The organism is Metabacillus arenae, assembly GCF_014773385.1.
Lineage (GTDB): Bacteria > Bacillota > Bacilli > Bacillales > Bacillaceae > Metabacillus_D > Metabacillus_D arenae.
Genome location: NZ_JACXAI010000008.1, coordinates 61,904 through 81,414, shown reverse-complemented (window position 1 = coordinate 81,414; position 19,511 = coordinate 61,904). Strand labels below are relative to the sequence as shown.

Genomic DNA, 19,511 nt, shown 5'->3' with positions numbered 1-19,511 from the left:
CTCTATGAGCGATCTCTTTTTCTATGAGCGAATAGGCCGCTTCTTTGCGCGATTTACCAGTGTCTATGCGCGAACCTTGGCTTTCTATGAGCGAAACTCCTCTCTCTATGAGCGATCTCTTTTCTATGAGCGAATAGGCCGCTTCTTTGCGCGATTTACCAGTGTCTATGCGCGAATCTTGGCTTTCTATGAGCGAAATCCTTCTCTCTATGAGCGATCTCTTTTTCTATGAGCGAATAGGCCGCTTCTTTGCGCGATTTCCCAGGATCTATGCGCGAATCTTGGCTTTCTATGAGCGAAACTCCTCTCTCTATGAGCGATCTCTTTTCTATGAGGCGAATAGGCCGCTTCTTTGCGTGATTTACCAGTGTCTATGTCTTGACTTTCTATGAATAGTATGAAGGCATTAAATGAGGATTGCACCTTCATATGTTGGATCGGCCAGATTATCGTTTTAGTGGCAGAATATAGAACTAAAAAAGACAGGTTTCACCGAAAACCTGTCTCAAATAATCTATTATTTCGCTTCCAATGCTCGGATACGATCGTCTAAATCAGGGTGAGTCGAGAATATGGAAGATCCTTTTTTGCTGTTGATTTTGAGTGTAGCCAAAGAGCCTTGTTCATCGTTCACTCTTCTTGAGTACGCTTTTAATGATTTTAATGCATGAACCATTTTATCTTTTCCAGCTAAGTCTGCGCCGCCTTTGTCAGCGTGATACTCTCGATGACGGGAATAAGCGAAGACTACCAAGCTTCCTAAGATCGAGAATAGGATTTGGAAGATGATTACTGCTACAAAATGAACAATTGGAGCAAGTTCTTCTCTCACAAATCTTGATACAGCCCATGCAGCTACTCTTGCTAGGAACACCACAAATGTATTTACAATCCCTTGAAGTAGTGTCATTGTTACCATATCGCCATTTGCCACATGTGCCACCTCATGTGCTAAAACACCTTCAATTGCAGCATCATCCATTTCATTAAGCAATCCAGTAGATACAGCTACTAATGAACGATTTTTTGAAGGTCCAGTGGCAAAAGCATTGACTTCTCGAGAATTGTATATACCAACCTGAGGCATTCTTGTAATCCCGGCTGCACGTGATAGACGATGAACTCTTTCTACTAAATCCCTTTCGGCAGGACTTAGCGATTTATTTGGGTCTAACACCTGTACACCCATCATCATTTTAGCCATCCAGCGTGACATGAGTAATGAGATAAATGCACCAGTAAAACCTACAATTGCACTAAATACCAATAAATAAAGCAGGTTAATGCCGCCATCAGCAGTAAAATATGTTCCTACTCCTGTTGCAGTCGCAACAATCGATAAGACGATACCTATAGTGACCATAACAAGGATGTTCGTTAGTAAAAACAAAAAGATACGCTTCCCCATAGCAACCTCCATATTTCAAGTTCAGAAGAACTTATAATTTAAACTTATACTAAAATTATAGGAGCTTTGCATTGAAAATGCAAGCAATATTACGTATGATAGTGTTCAATAAAACAAAACAAGTTTTTTGTATAAAGGAAAATGAGGACAGTGTAATGTTAAATTAGTCATCGCCTGGTTTTATGAATATATAATCCACGACACTGCTTTAGTTGTTTTGCATGGGCAACACAATGAATCCTTTATACCAGATAATGGTGTACAAAACGACATAGGAGGTTTTGTATGACAGCTGTGTCACTTACACGTATTGAGATGGCCAAATTGCTTTATGGTCTTAAAGGTGAAGCTGAGGACATGCCAATACTATTTTTTAATCAGGAAAAAGACAATCTGTCTGAAGCAGTTCCTGATTTTCTAAAAAGGTACTTAAAAAAGAGAGTAAAAAAAGAATACGGCTTATCAACAAATGAAATTGTTAAGCTGGGAAATTTATGTGAATTAACTTCTTTCAAGTCAACTGCAATCCAAAATTGGATTAAACGTGATATCAAAGAGTTAATTGGCCCCCCTGCTTTAGGGAAAAAGTATTCAATCGAACAAGCCGCTATCCTTTTAATTGTACGCGACCTGAAAACAGTTTATGACTTCGAAACCATCAGATATGTTTTAAAAGCCCTATTCAATACATTATCTGATCGGAGCGACGACTTAATATCGCCAATTAAATTTTATGAAGCATATGCACGAATCTTGCAAGATACGAAAGAGGATACCTGCTCTACATATTCCCATGAGTTCGAAACACACTTACAGTCTTCAGCTGAGATAATTAAAGGACAATTTAAACATCTCTCTGATAAGCAATGGCTTATCATTAAAGACCTACTTGTACTCACCTCTATGTCTGTTATTGCTTCACATATTGAACAAAGAGCAAACAAATTTTTGCAAAATCATTTAAACTACATGAACAACTAATTAGTAAAGGACAGAATGAGAGCAATTCTCTATCTGTCCTTTACTATTGGAATACCTTTTAGGTCGGCTGGAGCTGGCAATTTTCGTCTAATATGAAACATTTGGCAGTATAGATCGACCAAAGCATCCAAAACTATGAATGCAGCAAACTCTGCTGCTTACATGAAAGGAGATGAAAAATATGCCGCGTCGAAATAAATTGCTTGTCCCTGGTGCTGAGCAGGCTCTTGATCAATTTAAAACCGAAATTGCTCAGGAGTTTGGTGTAAATCTTGGCTCAGATACTGTTTCTCGTTCAAATGGATCTGTTGGAGGCGAAATTACAAAACGCCTAGTGCAGCAAGCACAATCTCAATTAAACGGAAAATAATTGAATAATATGGCTAAACGCCGAGTCGAGACTCGGCGTTTTATAAAGATGTTTTCCATGTAAATACTCAAAAACTGCATCTCATGAATCCACGTATGGCCTTCGGTGATTGCCTCCAAAGACATACTTTCATAAGAAAGTAGTCATTAATTTTAATTTTGTACAATTATTCTGAAAATCCTTTTGAGTATAGGCAAATTTGTTCTAGTTAATTTTCTTCTCGTTCGTTATTTACCGATTCATCCTCGTTTTCAGAAGGTTGTTCCTCATTTTGATCGTCTGTTTGTTCTTGATTTTCAGAATTCCCTTGTTCGCTTTCCTCTTCGCTTTTGTCTACCGGCTCATTTTCATTTTTTTTTTCTGTGTTAGAAGAGGGACTTTCATTTTGGTCTTCTTCGTATTTATCTTGATCATGAAATTCTGACCCATCCTCATTTTTTTTTTCTAATTGTGGAGGGTTATTTTCATCCTGGTGGATTTCATCCTCAGGTTCTTCCGGCTCTTCTTGATCCTTACCAGGTAATGGTTCCTTTATTTCCCCTTTATCCGATTCATTTTGACCCCTTTTTTCTTCATCAAGCATTTCTTTTTCCTCATCATGCTTCTCTTTTTGCTCTTCTTTTAATGGATCCTTTTCATTTTTTTCATCTTTTTCATCTTTTTCATCATTTTTTGGAGGAGCATTTTTTTCATCCTGCGGTTTCTCAGAAGAATCATTTTTTGATTTTTGTTCCTCATCTGAATTTTCTTCTATTAAAGGTTCTTCCTTTTCTTTAGGAGCGACCTCTTCCTTCTCTTCATTCTCTTCCTTCGAAGAGGACTCATGTTCATGAAGTTTTATATATTTGCCAGTCGATATTCCTTCTGATTTTGCTTTTTCACGAGTCTCCTGATCACTCTGCAGGGTTTCTACATGCAATTCTTCTTTTTCATAAGAGCTTTCCATTTGTTTAATACTAGTTTGTAAGCTCTTTTTAAATTGTTCGTTATCACTTTTACTTACCACGGTCGAAAGAAGAATTTCGTTGTCCTCATTCATATATCCATTTCCTCTGCTTGTGGAAACAATTTGTCCAACTACTTTGGAAAGGCTTTGATGTTTCCATTCAGAAAGCTTCTCCAGCATCTGCTCCCCGTCCTCATTTAAAGCGACTATTTCAATTACCTCGAGCTTCTGGTCAATGGCTAATTCGAAGCTTGGATTGATATCAATCGTCATATAGGCATATACCTTCTGACCGCTTAAAAATGGGAGGAGTGTAAAGACAAATAAAAAAATAACTGCTGCAGAAAGTAAACCCATTTTTAAAGAACTGGTCTTAAAAAGACGAGTAAAAGCCTTCTCCTTCTTTATGAGGGGGGAAAAGGTTCTCTCTTCACCTAGTTGATATGCGCCCGCTACATTTTTTGCCTTCATAAATTGACCATCAGGGGTTAGCAGAGTAACATACTCATCATTTAATTCAACGACGACCCCTCTATTCATGAGTGAAGCACCCCTTTAATATAATCTTTTAAGTAAACGTAATCACCTACTAAAATAATTGACATTGCAATAATATACTTTCGGTTACGCTCTATCGTTTTGCGGCTGACTTTTACTTGTTTTTCTAATTTTTTTACTGGTAATTGTTTTTTCTGAAATAGGACAGTTCTCAACTCTTTGTTCTCGACTAAAATTTTTGCTACTTCAATTGCATTTTGCCTTGCATCCATATGCTTAGGTGAATTTTCGACTAATTCAGCGAAAGACAAACCAAATTCCGTTAAGACTCCTTGGAAAAATAGTATTTCTTCCCTGCGCTGTTCTTGTTCAATTAATCGTTGATATTCGTCAACCGATAAGTTAGCTTCAATTTTACTTTGTGATGCTTCGTTTTCCTCATGCTCTTGAAGGTCAATATTAATCGTTTGAGAATTTCTTGCCTCTTTTCGAATATAATCGATCACTTTTCGTTTTATAATCAACTCAGCAAAAGCTAATAGCGAGTTCCCTTTTTCTGGGGAATACTTTTCGATTGCTTCATTAAATGCAATTAGACCTATACTAAATTCATCATCACGTTCATCTATATATCTTTTACAAACAGAGGAAACAGTTTTTGCTACAAAGGGCTTATACTGATCTATCAATTGATTTTGTAGATGAAGATCGCCTTTTTGTATGAGGATCACTGTGTCTTCTAACGTTTGTTTCTTTTTCCGAATGTTAAACAAAAGGCTTAGCACCGGTTTCACCTCAGTTTCTCCCAATATACTTCGTTAATCATAGCTAATTTATAGGGGAAGCGCAAAGGAAGAAATTTGGAATTGTGCCAAGACTTTCATACCAGAAAAAAGACACTCATCTACATAATCGGCAGCTTTATAATTTCCTTTAGGAACTATTGAACTATATTTTATTATAGATTTTGAACCAAAAATGAGTATTTAAATGACAAGGTTCCACTTAAAGCCTATCACCATAATGGATTCTCATAATTGATATAAAAACAGGTTTCAATCAAACTCCAATTACCGGAGTTAACCAATTCAAAATGTCGAGAAAGTTATTAATTCTAGCTAATATGCCCTTAGCCAGCATCATTAGTTCCTCCGGACTAAATAATCTGAAAATTCACTCATTAATTCCCTTCCTTTCTTTGCTATATAAAAAATTTACGTTACAGTTATTAAAATTAAGGGGGTATTTTAAAATTTACTTGTAATCTTTTTGTAATAATAGGTCTAATGACATACGCCTAAAAACTCTTTACTTATTTACACTACATTTGAAACAGGATGATTATAATTGTTAAGTCATACAAAAAGGCCTTACCTTAGAGGTAAGACCCAGCATTCCTTACTGATTTTCAACCTTTTTATATATTTCTTTTTCCTTTTCCACATTCTTTTTGCCTCCAGAAAGGAACCATCCACCGAGAGCGATTCCTGCTAAGACTCCCCAGAAAATAATCTTCCATGTTGTAGAATGAATAAAGTGATCAGAAACAATCGCAATTTCTGGATGTGCTAACGTATATAAGGCAAGCTTTACCCCTACCCAGCCGACGATTAGAAAAGCGGCTGTTTCGAGGTTTGGCTTCTTTTGTAAAATGGATACGAACCAGGTAGCGGCAAAACGCATGATGACTACTCCAATTAATCCGCCAGCCAAGACTACAAAAAATTGTCCACCATCTAAGCCGCCAATCGAAGGCAAATTAGTAGCTGGTAATGTTACTGCTAATGCAACTGCAGCGAGAATTGAATCTACTGCAAACGCAATATCTGCTAACTCCACTTTAAAAACTGTCGACCAAAATCCTGATTCTTTTTTAGGCTTATGGCCATGATGTTCTTTCTTAAAAACGTGCTTTTTCAAAATATGGTTGATCGAAATAAATAACAGATAAAGCGCACCGATTGCTTGAACTTGCCATACGTTTACGAGTAATGAGATGGCAAACAATGATCCTATCCTAAGAATAAACGCACCAGCCAATCCATAGAACAATGCTTTCTTTCGTTTATCCTCTGGCAAATGCTTCACCATAACCGCCATTACAAGGGCGTTATCTGCTGCCAAAATTCCCTCTAAGGCAACCAGAACAAGAAGTACCCAGCCATATTCCAACAATAAAGCTGCATCCATATTCAATTCCTCCTATCCTTAATAGTTGTGTGCTTCTTTTTTACCCTAGTATTAGGAGGAATAATCAAAATAAAAAGACCCTTGCCTCAATACTAGGCAAAGGTCTTGCTGGACATGTTCCGATCATGTCAGCAAAGCCGATGGATATAATCCATGAAATGACGACTTTGCTTTCAGGTCATAATAATTCCCGAACGCTACTCCCCTTTGAAAAAGAAGAATATTAAATTATATGATTATCATAATACTGTTATAGCACTTTGTCAACCAATTATTTCCTAACAGAAAAGACAAAATAAGATAAACCACCCTGGGAGTAAGACAAATTTAAAAACAAATTGATTACATCTTCTAATCTAATTTACAGGATGTCCAACTTTCTGTTCTATTCGAAAAATCAAAAAACATATGCTGATAGTAAGGAAAGGCAAGCTGCAGGAAATGAGAACGCCTTTACCCATGACTCGATTTTCTCGAAATGGAGGGACATCTTTGAATTGGATAGAAGCGTTAATACTAGGAATTGTACAAGGATTGACAGAGTTTTTACCGATTAGCAGCACAGGTCATCTATATTTAGGCAGAAAAATGTTTGGTTTGCAAGAAGCGGGACTGTTTTTGGATACTATGCTCCATATTGGGACATTTATCGCTTTGGTCGTTTTTTACAAAGATATTCTTTTTAAAGTAGTAAGAAATCCTTTTAGTAAATTGTCCTTTTTACTGATTGTTGGTACCATTCCTGCTGTCATCGCCGGCCTAATGTTTGATGACTTTTTTGATGAAATATCTGTTACTGGCAGCACAATCGGGTGGGAATTCTTACTTACTGGAACATTTTTATGGTTTGCAGATAGACTAAAAAATGGTGTCAAAAAAATAGAAGACATTTCATTTGCTGACTCATTATTCATTGGATGTTTCCAAGCCTTTGCTATTTTCCCCGCTGTCTCCAGGTCTGGAATGACAATTGCAGGTGCTCTTATGAGAAAAATCGAGAAGGAAACGGCGGCCTATTTTTCCTTCCTTCTATCTATACCTGCTATTTTTGGCGCAATCGTTCTTCAATCAAGCAAACTTATTTCCCATCAAAATGTTGAGATAGGTTTTTTTCCGTTACTTGTTGCCACCATGTCTGCTGCTTTCTTTGGTTATGCAGCAGTCAAATGGATGATACGCTTTGTTAAGAATCATTCCTTAAAGCTCTTTGCTTCATATGTTTGGATTCTTGGCTTTTTTATTATTGTCATGCAGGGGTTAGACATATTCTAAGCTATACCCAGTTTAGAAATCAGATAGGAGACTAAAGCAATCGGTGAATCACTGATTGCTCTTTATTTCAGGCTTTACTAGCAACAATTTTAATTCATGTGCAATTTTTACCATTCATGATTAATTCCTTCCACAACAAAATAAAAAGAAGGAAAAAAAGAAAGGAGGAATGAATATGCACACTATGTGGAAGGGTTCAATTAGTTTCGGGCTGGTCAATATCCCGATAAAGCTATATGCAGCAATTGAAGATAAGGATGTAAAGCTTCGCAGCTTGCATAGCAAATGTCATACACCTATTCAATATGAAAAAAAGTGTCCCCATTGTGAAGAAGAGGTTGGCAATGAAGAGATTGTTAAAGGGTATGAATACGTAAAAGGGAAATTTGTTGTGTTAGACGAGGAGGAATTAAAAGCCTTAAAAGAAGAGATGGAAGATAAAACGGTTGAGATCATTGACTTTGTAAGTCTCGATGATATTGATCCTATTTATTTTAACCGGTCTTATTTTATCGGACCTGGAGAAAATGGCGGCAAAGCTTATGCTTTACTTAGAGAAGCCCTGACAAAATCTGAAAAAATCGGGGTTGCTGAAATTACAATGCGTTCAAAACAGCAGTTAGCAGTTGTTAGAGTTTACGAAAATTGTATAGTAATGGAAACCATTCATTACCCTGATGAGGTGAGAAATGTAACCGAAGTGCCAAGTGTACCTGAGCAGACTGAAATTGATGAAAAGGAACTCAACACAGCTATTATGTTAATTGATCAGCTCACAACCGAGTTTAATCCTGAAGAATATACAGACGATTACCGCTTTGCTCTCCATGCATTAATTGACAAGAAAATTGATCAAAATGAAGGAAAAACACCTGAGCAATCCCCTCGTCAAAATGTTGTTGACCTCATGAGTGCCCTTCAGGCAAGTATTGAAAAGACAAAAAAGAAAAATCCGGATAAACCTGCTGCAGCTAAATCAAAAACTGCCCAATCCAAAGAAGAAAAACCGAAAAAAACCGCAACTGGTGATAAGAAGAAAAAAACGGTACGGAAAAAAGCGTCCAGCTAATGAAAGATGCTGAATCTATATAGGTTCAGCTTTTGTTTTAATTGGTGCCAATAAAGTATTTTCATAAAATTTTCGTAAAATTGGACGGTAGAGTTAAATGCATGGTCAGTACCTATTACGGCACCCGGGTATTTGCGCCGTTATCTAATTATTTGCACCGTTAAAAGCATAATTGCGCCGGCACCCGGATAATTGCACGAGTATCAGTTTAAATGCACGGTTATCCATTAAATTGCACACAAATAAGATAAAGCTATGCAGCAAACTAGCGGAGTTATTTTTCTAATCGGAAAACTCTATAGTTCCACACCAATAAAGATATCTTCAAAGCATGTATTCAAAAAACTCTTTCATCAAATCGCCGGCATTGGAAAAGCTAGTACTATTCTATAGAGAAGGGATTCCATGCAATATGAAGCCAATGCTCCCGACATTAAGCTCATCGATTCCGACAGGTGACAACTGGGTTTATGAGGTAAAATATGATGGTTTTCGCGCCATTCTATCGATTCAAGCACATTTCATACGTTTAATCAGCCGAAGCGGTAAAGATCTGTCAGGCCAATTTCCAGAAATTATTGCTTTTTTGACTGAACGTTTGGAGGAGCTCCGTCCATATATTCCGCTTACTCTTGACGGTGAGCTTGTTTCGTTAGCTTCTCCAATTAAAGCTGACTTTGAACATATCCAAGTACGAGGTAGAATGAAACTTCAAGAAAAAATAAAACAGGATGCCGGCAACAGGCCTTGTCAATTCCTGGCATTTGATCTTCTCACAATAAACGGGAATGAAATTTCGCAAAAAGGTTTTGATGAACGCAAATCAGCATTAAGGGAACTTATGATCAACTTAAAATTCCCTTTGGAAATTTCCCCTTCGAAGCATCATTTGATCCAGTACGTTCCCTCCAGCAATGATAGTGATAGACTCTGGAAAGCTGTAAAAGAGGATGATGGGGAAGGCGTTGTCGCAAAAAAGCGGAACAGTTCATGGGAAAGTGGAGCAAGATCCCGCAACTGGTTAAAAATTAAAAACTATAAACACGGATGTTTTTTTATTACTAGCTATGACAAAAAAAATGGTTATTTCAAAGCTGCTGTATATAAAAACCAAAAAATTGAACACATTGGAGTATTTGCTCACGGCATTTCCTCTGAAGAAAAAGCCGCTTTATTAACAATAATGAAACAAAATAAAATAACTGAAACAGTTTCAGAAATTTCGATGAACCCTGCCATTTGCGTAGAGCTTAAATACATTGGAATTTACAAAGGTCAGCTAAGAGAGCCTTCCTTTGTATCATTTCGATTTGATGTTGGCTCTGAAGAATGCACTTGGGAAAAACTGCATATTCAAACAATTCCTATCCATGAAGAAGTAAAAATCACCCACCCAGAAAAGCCATTATGGAAGAATCCGGCTATCAACAAAGAAGTCTTTATTCATTATCTTTTAAAGACTTCACCTTTATTTCTTCCCTTTTTAAAAAACAAAGTGCTGACCGTTATCCGGTACCCTCATGGTGTCATTGAAGGGGAAGCATTTTACCAGAAAAATTGCCCCGAATATGCTCCTTCTTTCATACAGACACATATGGAGGAGGGAATAAATTATATTGTTTGCAATGATTTGTCTACCCTTACCTGGCTTGGAAATCAACTAGCCATCGAATATCACTTGCCATTTCAAACAATAGCTTCTTCCAAACCGTCTGAAATCGTCTTTGATTTAGATCCCCCGTCAAGAGACCATTTCCCATTGGCGATAAAAGCTGCGTTAGAATTTAAAAAACTGTTTGAACAATTTCACATCAAGGCTTTTCCAAAGTTATCAGGGAATAAAGGAATACAGCTTCATATTCCATTAAAAGGAGACAGATTGACTTATGAGGATACAAGAAAATTCACTGAATTTATGGCTACCTATTTAGTGTCAGCTCATCCAGAAGATTTTACAGTTGAGCGCCTAAAAAGAAACCGCGGCAACAAACTTTATCTAGATTACTTGCAGCATGCTCAAGGAAAAACGATCATTGCACCTTACTCTCCTAGGGGTGTCAAAGGAGCGACTGTAGCAGCACCCCTTTATTGGGAAGAGGTCAATAAAGAACTATCACCAACCCATTTCACAATCCCTTTAATGAATAAACGCATAGAAAAATCAGAATGCCCATTCCATACTTACTTTACTGATCCTCAAGACGAAAAAATACAGGCTATTTTAGCATTTTTAGAAAAACAGTGAATGTTTATTTTGAGCTTACCACATATCTTATGGACATTCTGGGCTTCTATCTGGTGACTATGCGCACGATTTTTACCGATCCATGAGCGAATGAACACATCCTATGACTTGTACCAGTTTGACTGTCCAATTCTACTTCAAATGCAGAATTTTCACCGGTCACTGGGTCTTTGCATACCAGAGGAAGTTCCTCTTTCCTACCGAAATAATAAATGCTGACTATGGATCCCTGCTTTTTTCAATAGTTCGATTAGCTGTGTTTGTTCTTCAGGAGTAAGACCAGAAAAGGCTCTTGCCATTCGAACAGCGTGAATTGGGTAAATTTCATCCAAGTATGCTTGTCCATGATCTGTTAATTTAGCATACACACTTCGTTTATCATTTTGATCCTGCTCCCGAAAAATATATCCGTTCTTTTCTAACTTATCAATAACATATGTCACATTTCCACTTACTAATAGAAGCCTTGAGCCAATTTGTTGTAATTTTTGGGGGCCCTTCGTATAAAGCAGCTCCAAAACAGAAAATTCTGTCGGGTTAAATCCGTGTTCTTTACTATCACGGATGGAATGTTCTGATATGCTTTTAAATGCACGTGCAAAAACTCTTAATAAAGCTAATGAACGTTCAATTTCTTCTTCTGTATATGACAATCTCATATTATCTCCCTCTTTATCAGTAGCTTAAGTACTCAAATTTTTACTATTATACTATTAATATTTTACCTTTTTTCTCCCTAAATGAAAACCCTTTCAATAAAATGCAAAATAATTAAAAAATAACGCTTTAGATAATCTTGTAGTGTATCTTCTTAGTTGTTAGTTAGTATTCGATAAAAGACCGAGATATCCTTTTTATTGTAAACTAATTTACAGTTATTTTTATTTAAAACCAACGAAAAGCGCTAGTCCTTCGGCGACAAGCATAAGAAGAGCCGGCAGGAAGGTTGTTCTTTAACCTTCTCGGGCGGATTGGCCTTGAGACCTAAGGGGTCGATGGCGCTTGGCCGGCCAAGGCGTCACGGCCTTATGCCTGCCGGCACTAGGACGTCCTGTCTGCCTGCGCTGGACATCAATAGCCGACTTTAATACGTTAATACTTTAATTAACTTAATTTTTCTGACCTTACAAAAATCTGATCTTACAAAAAAAAAGAGAGAACTACATTCTTCCCTCACGGATTAAATCAAATTTATATCAACTTAGTTTTGATCTTTTCTTTTTCGATGGAATGCTGTGGTAAAAATAGTAATATTCCTGTTTTAATTCTGAAATGGTCATATTGGATAACACTTCATGATTATAAACACCAATTAACTTCAGCTTCTGATAATAATAGTTTCTTTGTTCTTCCAGAGCGTTTTTTAAAAACCTGCTCATCTTCTATCACTCCAGTTTTATTTTTCTAATTTAACCATAACCCATGATTGTAAGCTGACTATTAACGTACTGTAAAAATTTTCTTACCTCTTATTAAGGTTCTATTAACATGTTTACAATCAAACTTCCCTGTCAAAACTAGTGCTACGTTTGCAGGGAGGTTAAATGAATGAATAACTATGAAGTGATCGGTTATCAGACAGTGAAGGATAATTGTAAAATGATTTATTATTTAAATGAAGCTGAGCCTAGTACTTACCAATTACAAATGCTCCAATTTTCAAACCAAGATCTCATACTAACTGTATTTAATGGTAATTCAAACCATTTCGAAGACATAACCTGTTTATTTAACGAAACATTTTTAAAGGATTTAAAGTCAAAACTGGTACATGACCTGTAAAGTAAGAATAATATTTCATTTTTAAGCTCTTCATGAAATTTCTTTATCTAATCGTAAAGCGGCAGATCATCGTTTAAGCATTTATGGATTCCCATTTTCGCCCTGCTATATATTTTACGTTCACGAGTTCAACTGAACCGCCTTATGAAGGTTGATGTTAGCCATTCAATACAATTAAAATTTTATTATTTAAATATTTTTAGTTTTGTATGCTCCGTTTTGAACTTGCCTCAAAAATGCGTGTGCATCGCGCCCAACTAATACCAATAAGTCTTCAAGCATTTCATCGCGTTTTAGATCCAGTGCAATAATCTTCATTGCGAGGTCAACTGCCTCTTCTTTTTTCATTTATAAGCCCTCCTCTTTCTGAGTGGTTGTATCTATTTTACAAATGAAGTTAGATTGTTTCACCTTTCTTGTTAGGAAAATTCCCAACTTTTTACCTATGTTTTATTATTTATGTAAGAAAATCTGACAAGAGTATGTGTATTTGAAGAATGTTTCTTATATAATAGTAGCTATACAGGAATTCGAGGGGTGGAAAAATGGTGCAGGAGGATCTTTCCTATAAAGACAAGAAGGTCATCTCAATTGGTACAGTCAGTGAGCTAACAGGATTATCCGATCGGCAAATCCGCTACTATGAAGAGCGCCACTTATTGACTCCTCACAGAACATCTAGAGGAACACGTAAGTACTCATTCTCGGATGTAGAGCGATTAATGGAAATAGCTGATAAGCGGGAAGACGGTGTACAAACAGCGGAAATACTGAAAGAAATGAAGAGAAAAGAAGAAAGACAAGACAGAGATTTAAGAAAGAAAATGCTGCAGGGTCAATTGAATGCACATTTTCGTTATGGCAGAAAGTAAAAGCCTGACTAACAAAAGTTGGGCTTTTTTAAAAGTAGAATAATAAATATTCAGTGCCTTCCGATACTAAGATATAGAGATTGTAATGACATGGAGGAGTAAACATGCTAAATAAGAAAAGCTCAGGGGCGCTAGTCCTTCGGCGACAAGCACAAGCCTGGAGCTAGACACTAACACTAAGTACAAAAAACTAATACTTATCCTATTACAATAAGCTTGTAGAAGCCCACCGTCAAAAAATGCTGGATATCGCCGCGCAGCATGGAATCAAGTCTCATGAGACTTTAATTGAACTCCTGTCATAAACATCAGTATCACGTAAAAAAACAATAAATAAGAGGGAGCGTTAGTGATTTACTATACGTTCCCTCTTTCAATTCAGGCTATAATAATTGGTTTAAAAATGCTGTGGCTATACCAAAATAAATAAGCAGTGACAAGATATCATTTACTGTTGTTATAAGCGGACCTGATGCAATAGCCGGGTCTATATTCAGCTTGTGGAGAATTAATGGGATAACAGTGCCAGCCATTGTTCCGATAATTAATGTAAGCAGCAATGAACTGCCGACAACTAACCCAAGTAAAGGGTTGCCTTGCCAGAAAAGGGCAATTAATGTGATCAGTATACCGCAAATAACTCCAATCATTAACCCCACTGAGAGTTCTCGAAGGATTAATTTCGTTACCACTTTTTTATCAAGATCATTTTGAATTAAGCCTCTCACGACTACTGCGAGAGATTGAGTACCAGTATTCCCTGTCATACCAGCAATCATTGGCATAAAGAAGGCAAGTGCTACCACTTTGTTTAAAGTTTCCTCAAACACACTTATAATACTTCCAGAAATAAGTCCGATAAATAATAAAAGGATCAGCCAAGGCAGGCGCCGATAAGAGGCTACAAAAGCTTTCGTATCAAAATCAATTGATTTACCTGAAGCAGCGAATTTCTCATAATCCTCATTTGCTTCTTGGATGACAATATCAATAACATCGTCAACAGTAACGATGCCAACAAGTACGTTGTCCTCTTCTACTACGGGGATCGCCAAGAAATCATATCGTTCAATCAATTTAGCGACTTCCTCTTGATCTTCTTTCGCATGGATGGAAATGACACGTTCATACATTAAATCTGCAATTGTATCAGTTGCTTCACCAAGGATTAGATCTCGATAGGAAACAACTCCAACTAACTGTTTTTTATCATTAATGACATATAAATAGTTAATTGATTCTGCAAGCTCGGCGAAAGATTTTAACTTTGTAACTGCGTCCATTACCGTATAATGTTTATTTATCCATACGAACCGGTTCGTCATAATCCGTCCGGCTGTTTCAGGAGGATAATTCATTAACGTTTGAACAGCTTTTGATTCCTCATCTTCCATGCTGGAAAGAAACTGCTTCTTTAATTCAGGATCGACCTCTTCCAGTAACTGAACGAGATCATCATTATCCATCTTGTTAACAATTTGAATTCCTTTATCTTTCCCGACTTTGTTAAAAACAACAAGCTGATATTCCTGCTCCAGCTCTTGAATCATATCGGTAATATCCTCTACTGTTAAAAAAGAGAGAAAGCGTGAATAATGCTTTTCCGGCATCTCTTTAAAGATACTTGCCATATCATATGGCTGAAGTTCATCAATTAGGTCACGGAACTCTTTTCTTTTTCCATCTCTCACCAACAAAATCATTCTTAGAATGATCTCATCATATGTCATATTTTTTACCATCGGAATGGAGCCTCCTTAAGCTAGAGCAATCCCTTCACTACAGGTGCGAAACGGATAGAACTCTTTTATTAGGTTTTCCCTTAATTCATAACTTCTAGTGTCCTTACACCTATTCGAGTCAGGATTATCCATTACAGCACCCCCTTATGGTAAAAATTCATACATTTTAAATATTGTATGTACTTGTTTTAAAAATGGTTTTATAAAATAAAAAAACCTTCAAAATGAAGGCATGGATAAATAAAACGAGCGCCTTCATTCGTAGAGCTTTAGCACTGCATGGCATAGGTATTTTTACCAGCTGCATTAAAAATCACCTTAATTCGATGATTTCTGTTGACCCATTGGCGTCTTTGGACATTTTTGGGCAGCAGCGTATATCCATGCAGGAGCCTCACCTAACGAAGTTCCTTTATTAATTAACATAGAAGACGTTACAGAAAAAAAGGAATACTGTCAATAGAAATTCACTAGTTTAGAGGAAATAAAACCTCAAATCCTCATCGAATTATAGCTTGATCTTTGGCATAATTAACTATGTTCATATAAAGCGAAAACGATAACAATGAATAGAACTGGCCATCTTTTTAAGAAAAGGAGATAATTTTATGAAGCATATAATTGCCGTATTTATTGGAGGCAGCATTGGCACTATGACCCGAATATACTTGAGCATTTCAATTATGACAGAGAACTTTCCATATGCTACCCTAATTGTTAATTTAATTGGGAGTTTCCTTCTCGGATTCCTTACTGCCTTTTTTCTTTCTGTATCAAAACAAGGTTGGCTTACTGCTGGGCTTTCTGCAGGTCTTTGCGGAGGTTTTACAACGATGTCAACATTTGCAGGTGAAACGATGATGTTCATTCAATCAGCAGACTACTTTGCCGCTTCTTTATATATGATCCTTTCGATAATAGGCGGCATTTTTGCTTCCTTTATTGGTTTTTTATTGGGACAAAACGCAGGAGAATCTTTTATTAGAGGAAGGAAACATACATGATTATTCTATTTAGTGCAATTGGAGGAGGTTTAGGTGCTGTCGGCCGCTTTTTACTCGGGAAATTGATCATGACAATGGTAGAAAAAGCGCAATTGAGCATTCGCTTTCCTATTGCTATGATGATCATCAATGTGGTCGGTTCCTTCCTATTAGGTTTATTGTTTGGTCTTCTTCCAAACATCGAAAGGAATCCTAGCTATTTTATTATTGGATTTGGTTTTTTAAGTGGGTTTACAACGTTCTCAACCTTCAGTGTGGAAGCACTGGAGTTATTACAAAAAGGCAGGACGAAAGAAGCATGCTTATATGTCTTCATAACCATTACCGGGAGTATTTTTATGTATTCTATTGGCTTGATATTAAGTTATACATGATAAAAAGCTGGCTCCTTAATAGGGTTAAGGACCAGCTGAAATGCTATTGTGTTTCTTCATTTTTAGTTATGTCATCCTTAGATAACAAATGGTAAGGCTCATGCAAAAAAAGAGCGTAAGAGTCTCCATCTTTTGGATGAGGCACATATTCAGCTTCGTTAATACTCATTTCCTGTTCATTTTCTCTATCCTTCATAGGCGGTCCTCCTTTATATATTTATATTTCTTTTAAGCTCTTTTCTAACTGTGTTGCTTCCGTGATATGAAATGTGGTGTTTAAACAAAGGCAATCAGTGATCCGCTGATTGCTTCTAACCCCCTCTCTCACCAAGGTCACTAACTCTCGAAACCATCAGTATAAATAACAGCAAAATTTACGAAAACAGCTCCTTTTTATTATGGATATCTGTCAAAAAAATATGTTCATTTGGATATTTTTTGAAGGAATGATGGTAAATTTGGAGAATATAATCAATCGAGTATTTTATGACGAGGAGGAGACATGATGAATCAACAATATGAACCAAGGTTTGTGTTACTTGCGTTTATGATTATTGTCGGAATAGGAGGCATCATCTTTTCTTTTTTTGCACCAAATGTTATACAGTACATCTTCCTGCAAACGAAACAAACCATTTATTTAAAAACTCCCTTTTTAAGCAATATTCTCTTCCTAGCTTCCACGATTACCTTAACTGCAGCATTATTCATCTTCTATCAATGGGGGAAAAGAGGAATTGGATTAGGGATTGGAGCATCCCTCGTAACGGTTGCTTTACTTATATTTAGCAGCTTTCATTTTCACCATGTTACAGAAAAAACGATAGAGTGGAACGAACCATTTCAATTAACAAAAAATTCTTATACCTGGGAAGATATAGATCGAGTCAGGTACATACCTGCAAAATCGAATGATGGCCTGGATGAAGTAATATTTCATTTTAAAGATACGAAAACACTCTCTTTCTTAAGAAGCTCTGATTTTCATATTCCATTAAGTGAAATCAAAAACTTATTGACCATTCACAATATTCCTTATGAATTAGAAAGTACTGCTAATGAATAAAAAGGGCTGAAAAGATGTTTTCAGGCCTTTTTTAATTTAAAATTAAATCAATTTAATTTTAAAAGATAATAGTAAAAGCAGCGCCCCTCGGTCACACTGTAACTATCAAAACTATTTAAGGGGTGCAGTCGATGTGGGAAGAATTTAAAAAATTCGCCTTTAAAGGAAATGTAATTGATCTTGCAGTAGCAGTAGTGATTGGGGGAGCATTCGGGAAAATCGTTACCTCTCTTGTAAATGACATTATTACACCTTTGATTGGACTACTATTGGGTGGAATAAACTTTTCCAAATTGTCTTTCACAGTTGGAGCTGCAGTAATAAAAATTGGCTTATTTATTCAATCAACGATCGATTTTTTCCTAATTGCCTTCTCAATTTTTTTATTTGTTAGGTTTTTCAACAGATTTAAACGAAAAGAAGAAAAGCAGCCAGCTGCAGAAGTAAAAGCAGACAAAAAAGAAGAATTGTTAGTGGAAATCCGTGATTTACTGAAGAAGCGTACATAAGAAAAGAATCTCTCGTGGTGAGGCAATTTTGTATGGTGATTAAATGGATAATTGGCACAGTTTATCTAATTATTTGCACCGTTATCCAAATAATTGCACACAATTGTTTCAAAAGTGTGAACACATATAAATCTTGCGGGTCCAACCCCATGTAAATATGTTGATTAACATATCTATTGTTTTTTTCTAAAAGTTAGAGTTTAAAGGTCGAATGGTTGAAATCAGCAGAGGAGCTAAAATTTTTATTTAATTCAATCCTCACAAACTCCTTTCTAGAAAGAAGATGATTGAAGCCAACCATCTTCTTTATTATTTTATTTTGCGACTCCAATAAATTGCTTGAACAGATTTAAACCCCATTTGGATTCTTTTTTCATTTCTTTTTCTTCTTTTTTACGGGCTTGATCTTTTACAAATGCAATGAATTTTTCTTCCCGCTGGGCAATTTGTTGCTTTGCTATTTCTCTCTCATAATTGATCTCAGCTTGGTAATAAGCTCTTTCTTTCTCAGATGTATCAACTAAGTCACACAATTTGTCACCGATTTCTTCGAATTCAGCTTTTTGGAAACGAACTTGTGCCGTTGCAGCCGCTTCAAGCTCTCCTCGAAACATTTCCTGAACCTGCCCTACAACATTTTTCTCCAATTGGAAAAAGCGGTTTTCGATATTTAAAAGATTTTTCACTTTTTCCGATTCAATAAATGTCTCCATCTTGTTGAGACTTTCTCTCATTTGATAAGAATATCCTAATTCTTTCTCCATTCTTTCTTCCTTTTCCCGATTCATTAACTGCATTTGAAGAATTTTCTCAATTGTCTCTTTGTCTACATGTTTTTCCTTCATTTCTTTAATCGTTTGTAACGTTTTTATAGTTTTCTCTGAATAAATTCTTGTGTTATTCTCATCTCTTGGGATATTCAAAAAAGCTTCAAATTCTGATTCCCAGCCCTTTAAAACATGGGCTGTGATCCCTAATACTTTAACCGTTTTAGCTCTCGTTAATGTTTTGTATTCCATCGAATCCACTCCTGTGAAATTAGATTACACAAATATTCGAGAGAGGATCCCGTAAATTCCTGCAAGCCGACAAAGGCTCTTAAAACTAGTCATAAGTTCTTAAAATGTTACGTTTTATGAGCATTTTCACGATTTGCTGACAGACCCTTTGTCTAGACTAAAAC

Annotated in this window: 22 protein-coding genes and 1 riboswitch; of the genes, 12 read left to right on the top strand and 10 right to left on the bottom strand. The window is 36.4% G+C overall.

Annotation, left to right across the window (positions count from 1 at the left end):
• Positions 1-232: hypothetical protein (locus IC621_RS26405; RefSeq protein ID WP_224752418.1), on the top strand; the 232-nt coding region annotated here is incomplete at its 5' end.
• A gap of 285 nt (positions 233-517) precedes the next feature.
• Here IC621_RS26405 and htpX read toward each other — a convergent pair.
• Positions 518-1,408, bottom strand: coding sequence for a protease HtpX (htpX, locus tag IC621_RS08880; protein WP_191157868.1), 891 nt, complete (start codon positions 1,406-1,408; stop codon positions 518-520).
• Between the two features lie 357 nt (positions 1,409-1,765).
• Between htpX and IC621_RS08875 the strand changes: the two genes are divergently transcribed.
• Complete coding sequence (locus tag IC621_RS08875) at positions 1,766-2,389, top strand: DUF1836 domain-containing protein (protein ID WP_396652996.1); 624 nt, start codon at positions 1,766-1,768, stop codon at positions 2,387-2,389.
• A 181-nt stretch (positions 2,390-2,570) separates the two neighbouring features.
• Positions 2,571-2,759: an alpha/beta-type small acid-soluble spore protein gene (locus IC621_RS08870; RefSeq protein WP_191157866.1), complete on the top strand. Its 189-nt coding sequence runs from the start codon at positions 2,571-2,573 to the stop codon at positions 2,757-2,759.
• A gap of 208 nt (positions 2,760-2,967) precedes the next feature.
• Here the strand turns inward: IC621_RS08870 and IC621_RS08865 are convergent, their stop codons facing one another.
• From IC621_RS08865 to IC621_RS08855, 3 genes are all read right to left on the bottom strand, one after another.
• On the bottom strand, positions 2,968-4,245 hold the full coding sequence (locus IC621_RS08865) for an anti-sigma factor domain-containing protein (protein ID WP_191157864.1): 1,278 nt from the start codon (positions 4,243-4,245) through the stop codon (positions 2,968-2,970).
• Positions 4,242-4,997, bottom strand: a complete 756-nt coding sequence (sigI, locus tag IC621_RS08860) for an RNA polymerase sigma factor SigI (RefSeq protein ID WP_191157862.1) — start codon at positions 4,995-4,997, stop codon at positions 4,242-4,244. Before sigI ends, IC621_RS08865 begins: the two co-directional genes overlap by 4 nt.
• A gap of 604 nt (positions 4,998-5,601) precedes the next feature.
• Complete coding sequence (locus IC621_RS08855; protein ID WP_191157860.1) at positions 5,602-6,393, bottom strand: TerC family protein; 792 nt, start codon at positions 6,391-6,393, stop codon at positions 5,602-5,604.
• A 492-nt stretch (positions 6,394-6,885) separates the two neighbouring features.
• On the opposite strand from IC621_RS08855, the gene IC621_RS08850 reads away from it, so the two are divergent.
• The 3 genes from IC621_RS08850 to IC621_RS08840 all read left to right on the top strand — a co-directional run bounded on the left by IC621_RS08850 (position 6,886) and on the right by IC621_RS08840 (position 10,979).
• Positions 6,886-7,665: an undecaprenyl-diphosphate phosphatase gene (locus tag IC621_RS08850; protein WP_191157858.1), complete on the top strand. Its 780-nt coding sequence runs from the start codon at positions 6,886-6,888 to the stop codon at positions 7,663-7,665.
• A gap of 175 nt (positions 7,666-7,840) precedes the next feature.
• Positions 7,841-8,734 carry a non-homologous end joining protein Ku gene (gene ku, locus IC621_RS08845; protein ID WP_191157856.1) on the top strand — a complete coding sequence of 298 codons (894 nt, stop codon included), beginning with the start codon at positions 7,841-7,843 and terminating at the stop codon, positions 8,732-8,734.
• 412 nt (positions 8,735-9,146) lie between these two features.
• Positions 9,147-10,979 carry a DNA ligase D gene (locus IC621_RS08840; RefSeq protein WP_191157854.1) on the top strand — a complete coding sequence of 611 codons (1,833 nt, stop codon included), beginning with the start codon at positions 9,147-9,149 and terminating at the stop codon, positions 10,977-10,979.
• A gap of 197 nt (positions 10,980-11,176) precedes the next feature.
• Here IC621_RS08840 and IC621_RS08835 read toward each other — a convergent pair whose 3' ends face one another.
• Both IC621_RS08835 and IC621_RS08830 read right to left on the bottom strand, forming a co-directional pair.
• Positions 11,177-11,638, bottom strand: a complete 462-nt coding sequence (locus IC621_RS08835) for a MarR family winged helix-turn-helix transcriptional regulator (RefSeq protein WP_191157852.1) — start codon at positions 11,636-11,638, stop codon at positions 11,177-11,179.
• A gap of 537 nt (positions 11,639-12,175) precedes the next feature.
• Entirely contained in the window at positions 12,176-12,358 is a 183-nt protein-coding gene (locus IC621_RS08830) for a stress protein (RefSeq protein WP_191157850.1), read from the bottom strand.
• A 169-nt stretch (positions 12,359-12,527) separates the two neighbouring features.
• Here IC621_RS08830 and IC621_RS08825 point away from each other — a divergent pair, with 169 nt between their 5' ends.
• Complete coding sequence (locus IC621_RS08825) at positions 12,528-12,761, top strand: hypothetical protein (RefSeq protein WP_191157848.1); 234 nt, start codon at positions 12,528-12,530, stop codon at positions 12,759-12,761.
• 189 nt (positions 12,762-12,950) lie between these two features.
• On the opposite strand, the gene IC621_RS08820 is transcribed toward IC621_RS08825, so the two are convergent.
• Entirely contained in the window at positions 12,951-13,109 is a 159-nt protein-coding gene (locus IC621_RS08820) for a hypothetical protein (RefSeq protein WP_191157846.1), read from the bottom strand.
• Positions 13,110-13,306: 197 nt separating this feature from the next.
• On the opposite strand from IC621_RS08820, the gene IC621_RS08815 reads away from it, so the two are divergent.
• Complete coding sequence (locus tag IC621_RS08815; protein ID WP_191157844.1) at positions 13,307-13,633, top strand: MerR family transcriptional regulator; 327 nt, start codon at positions 13,307-13,309, stop codon at positions 13,631-13,633.
• Between the two features lie 383 nt (positions 13,634-14,016).
• Here IC621_RS08815 and mgtE read toward each other — a convergent pair whose 3' ends face one another.
• On the bottom strand, positions 14,017-15,375 hold the full coding sequence (mgtE, locus tag IC621_RS08810; RefSeq protein WP_191157842.1) for a magnesium transporter: 1,359 nt from the start codon (positions 15,373-15,375) through the stop codon (positions 14,017-14,019).
• A gap of 247 nt (positions 15,376-15,622) precedes the next feature.
• Positions 15,623-15,788: riboswitch (M-box (ykoK) riboswitch) on the bottom strand.
• A 195-nt stretch (positions 15,789-15,983) separates the two neighbouring features.
• On the opposite strand from mgtE, the gene IC621_RS08805 reads away from it, so the two are divergent.
• On the top strand, positions 15,984-16,379 hold the full coding sequence (locus IC621_RS08805; protein ID WP_191157840.1) for a fluoride efflux transporter FluC: 396 nt from the start codon (positions 15,984-15,986) through the stop codon (positions 16,377-16,379).
• Entirely contained in the window at positions 16,376-16,753 is a 378-nt protein-coding gene (gene crcB, locus IC621_RS08800; RefSeq protein WP_191157838.1) for a fluoride efflux transporter CrcB, read from the top strand. The genes IC621_RS08805 and crcB overlap by 4 nt, the downstream gene beginning before the upstream one ends.
• A 43-nt stretch (positions 16,754-16,796) precedes the next feature.
• Here crcB and IC621_RS08795 read toward each other — a convergent pair whose 3' ends face one another.
• Entirely contained in the window at positions 16,797-16,949 is a 153-nt protein-coding gene (locus IC621_RS08795; RefSeq protein ID WP_191157836.1) for a transcriptional regulator SplA domain-containing protein, read from the bottom strand.
• 309 nt (positions 16,950-17,258) lie between these two features.
• Between IC621_RS08795 and IC621_RS08790 the strand changes: the two genes are divergently transcribed.
• Together IC621_RS08790 and mscL are read left to right on the top strand one after the other, a co-directional pair.
• Positions 17,259-17,819: a hypothetical protein gene (locus tag IC621_RS08790; protein WP_191157835.1), complete on the top strand. Its 561-nt coding sequence runs from the start codon at positions 17,259-17,261 to the stop codon at positions 17,817-17,819.
• 131 nt (positions 17,820-17,950) lie between these two features.
• On the top strand, positions 17,951-18,328 hold the full coding sequence (gene mscL / locus IC621_RS08785; RefSeq protein ID WP_191157834.1) for a large conductance mechanosensitive channel protein MscL: 378 nt from the start codon (positions 17,951-17,953) through the stop codon (positions 18,326-18,328).
• 314 nt (positions 18,329-18,642) lie between these two features.
• Here mscL and IC621_RS08780 read toward each other — a convergent pair whose 3' ends face one another.
• Positions 18,643-19,347, bottom strand: coding sequence for a MerR family transcriptional regulator (locus IC621_RS08780; RefSeq protein WP_191157833.1), 705 nt, complete (start codon positions 19,345-19,347; stop codon positions 18,643-18,645).
• Positions 19,348-19,511: the final 164 nt, after the last annotated feature.

What these genes read in the sequence shown, in the direction of transcription:
- ku (WP_191157856.1), top strand. Translation starts at nt 7,841, where the DNA reads ATGCACACTATGTGGAAGGGTTCAATTAGTTTCGGGCTGGTCAATATC.
- crcB (WP_191157838.1), top strand. Translation starts at nt 16,376, where the DNA reads ATGATTATTCTATTTAGTGCAATTGGAGGAGGTTTAGGTGCTGTCGGC.
- IC621_RS08820 (WP_191157846.1), bottom strand. Translation starts at nt 13,109, where the DNA reads ATGAAAAAAGAAGAGGCAGTTGACCTCGCAATGAAGATTATTGCACTG.
- IC621_RS08875 (WP_396652996.1), top strand. Translation starts at nt 1,766, where the DNA reads ATGCCAATACTATTTTTTAATCAGGAAAAAGACAATCTGTCTGAAGCA.
- htpX (WP_191157868.1), bottom strand. Translation starts at nt 1,408, where the DNA reads ATGGGGAAGCGTATCTTTTTGTTTTTACTAACGAACATCCTTGTTATG.
- mgtE (WP_191157842.1), bottom strand. Translation starts at nt 15,375, where the DNA reads ATGGTAAAAAATATGACATATGATGAGATCATTCTAAGAATGATTTTG.
- mscL (WP_191157834.1), top strand. Translation starts at nt 17,951, where the DNA reads ATGTGGGAAGAATTTAAAAAATTCGCCTTTAAAGGAAATGTAATTGAT.
- IC621_RS08825 (WP_191157848.1), top strand. Translation starts at nt 12,528, where the DNA reads ATGAATAACTATGAAGTGATCGGTTATCAGACAGTGAAGGATAATTGT.
- IC621_RS08795 (WP_191157836.1), bottom strand. Translation starts at nt 16,949, where the DNA reads ATGAAGGATAGAGAAAATGAACAGGAAATGAGTATTAACGAAGCTGAA.
- IC621_RS08840 (WP_191157854.1), top strand. Translation starts at nt 9,147, where the DNA reads ATGAAGCCAATGCTCCCGACATTAAGCTCATCGATTCCGACAGGTGAC.
- IC621_RS08835 (WP_191157852.1), bottom strand. Translation starts at nt 11,638, where the DNA reads ATGAGATTGTCATATACAGAAGAAGAAATTGAACGTTCATTAGCTTTA.
- IC621_RS08830 (WP_191157850.1), bottom strand. Translation starts at nt 12,358, where the DNA reads ATGAGCAGGTTTTTAAAAAACGCTCTGGAAGAACAAAGAAACTATTAT.
- IC621_RS08805 (WP_191157840.1), top strand. Translation starts at nt 15,984, where the DNA reads ATGAAGCATATAATTGCCGTATTTATTGGAGGCAGCATTGGCACTATG.
- IC621_RS08855 (WP_191157860.1), bottom strand. Translation starts at nt 6,393, where the DNA reads ATGGATGCAGCTTTATTGTTGGAATATGGCTGGGTACTTCTTGTTCTG.
- IC621_RS08870 (WP_191157866.1), top strand. Translation starts at nt 2,571, where the DNA reads ATGCCGCGTCGAAATAAATTGCTTGTCCCTGGTGCTGAGCAGGCTCTT.
- IC621_RS08780 (WP_191157833.1), bottom strand. Translation starts at nt 19,347, where the DNA reads ATGGAATACAAAACATTAACGAGAGCTAAAACGGTTAAAGTATTAGGG.
- IC621_RS08865 (WP_191157864.1), bottom strand. Translation starts at nt 4,245, where the DNA reads ATGAATAGAGGGGTCGTCGTTGAATTAAATGATGAGTATGTTACTCTG.
- IC621_RS08790 (WP_191157835.1), top strand. Translation starts at nt 17,259, where the DNA reads ATGAATCAACAATATGAACCAAGGTTTGTGTTACTTGCGTTTATGATT.
- IC621_RS08815 (WP_191157844.1), top strand. Translation starts at nt 13,307, where the DNA reads ATGGTGCAGGAGGATCTTTCCTATAAAGACAAGAAGGTCATCTCAATT.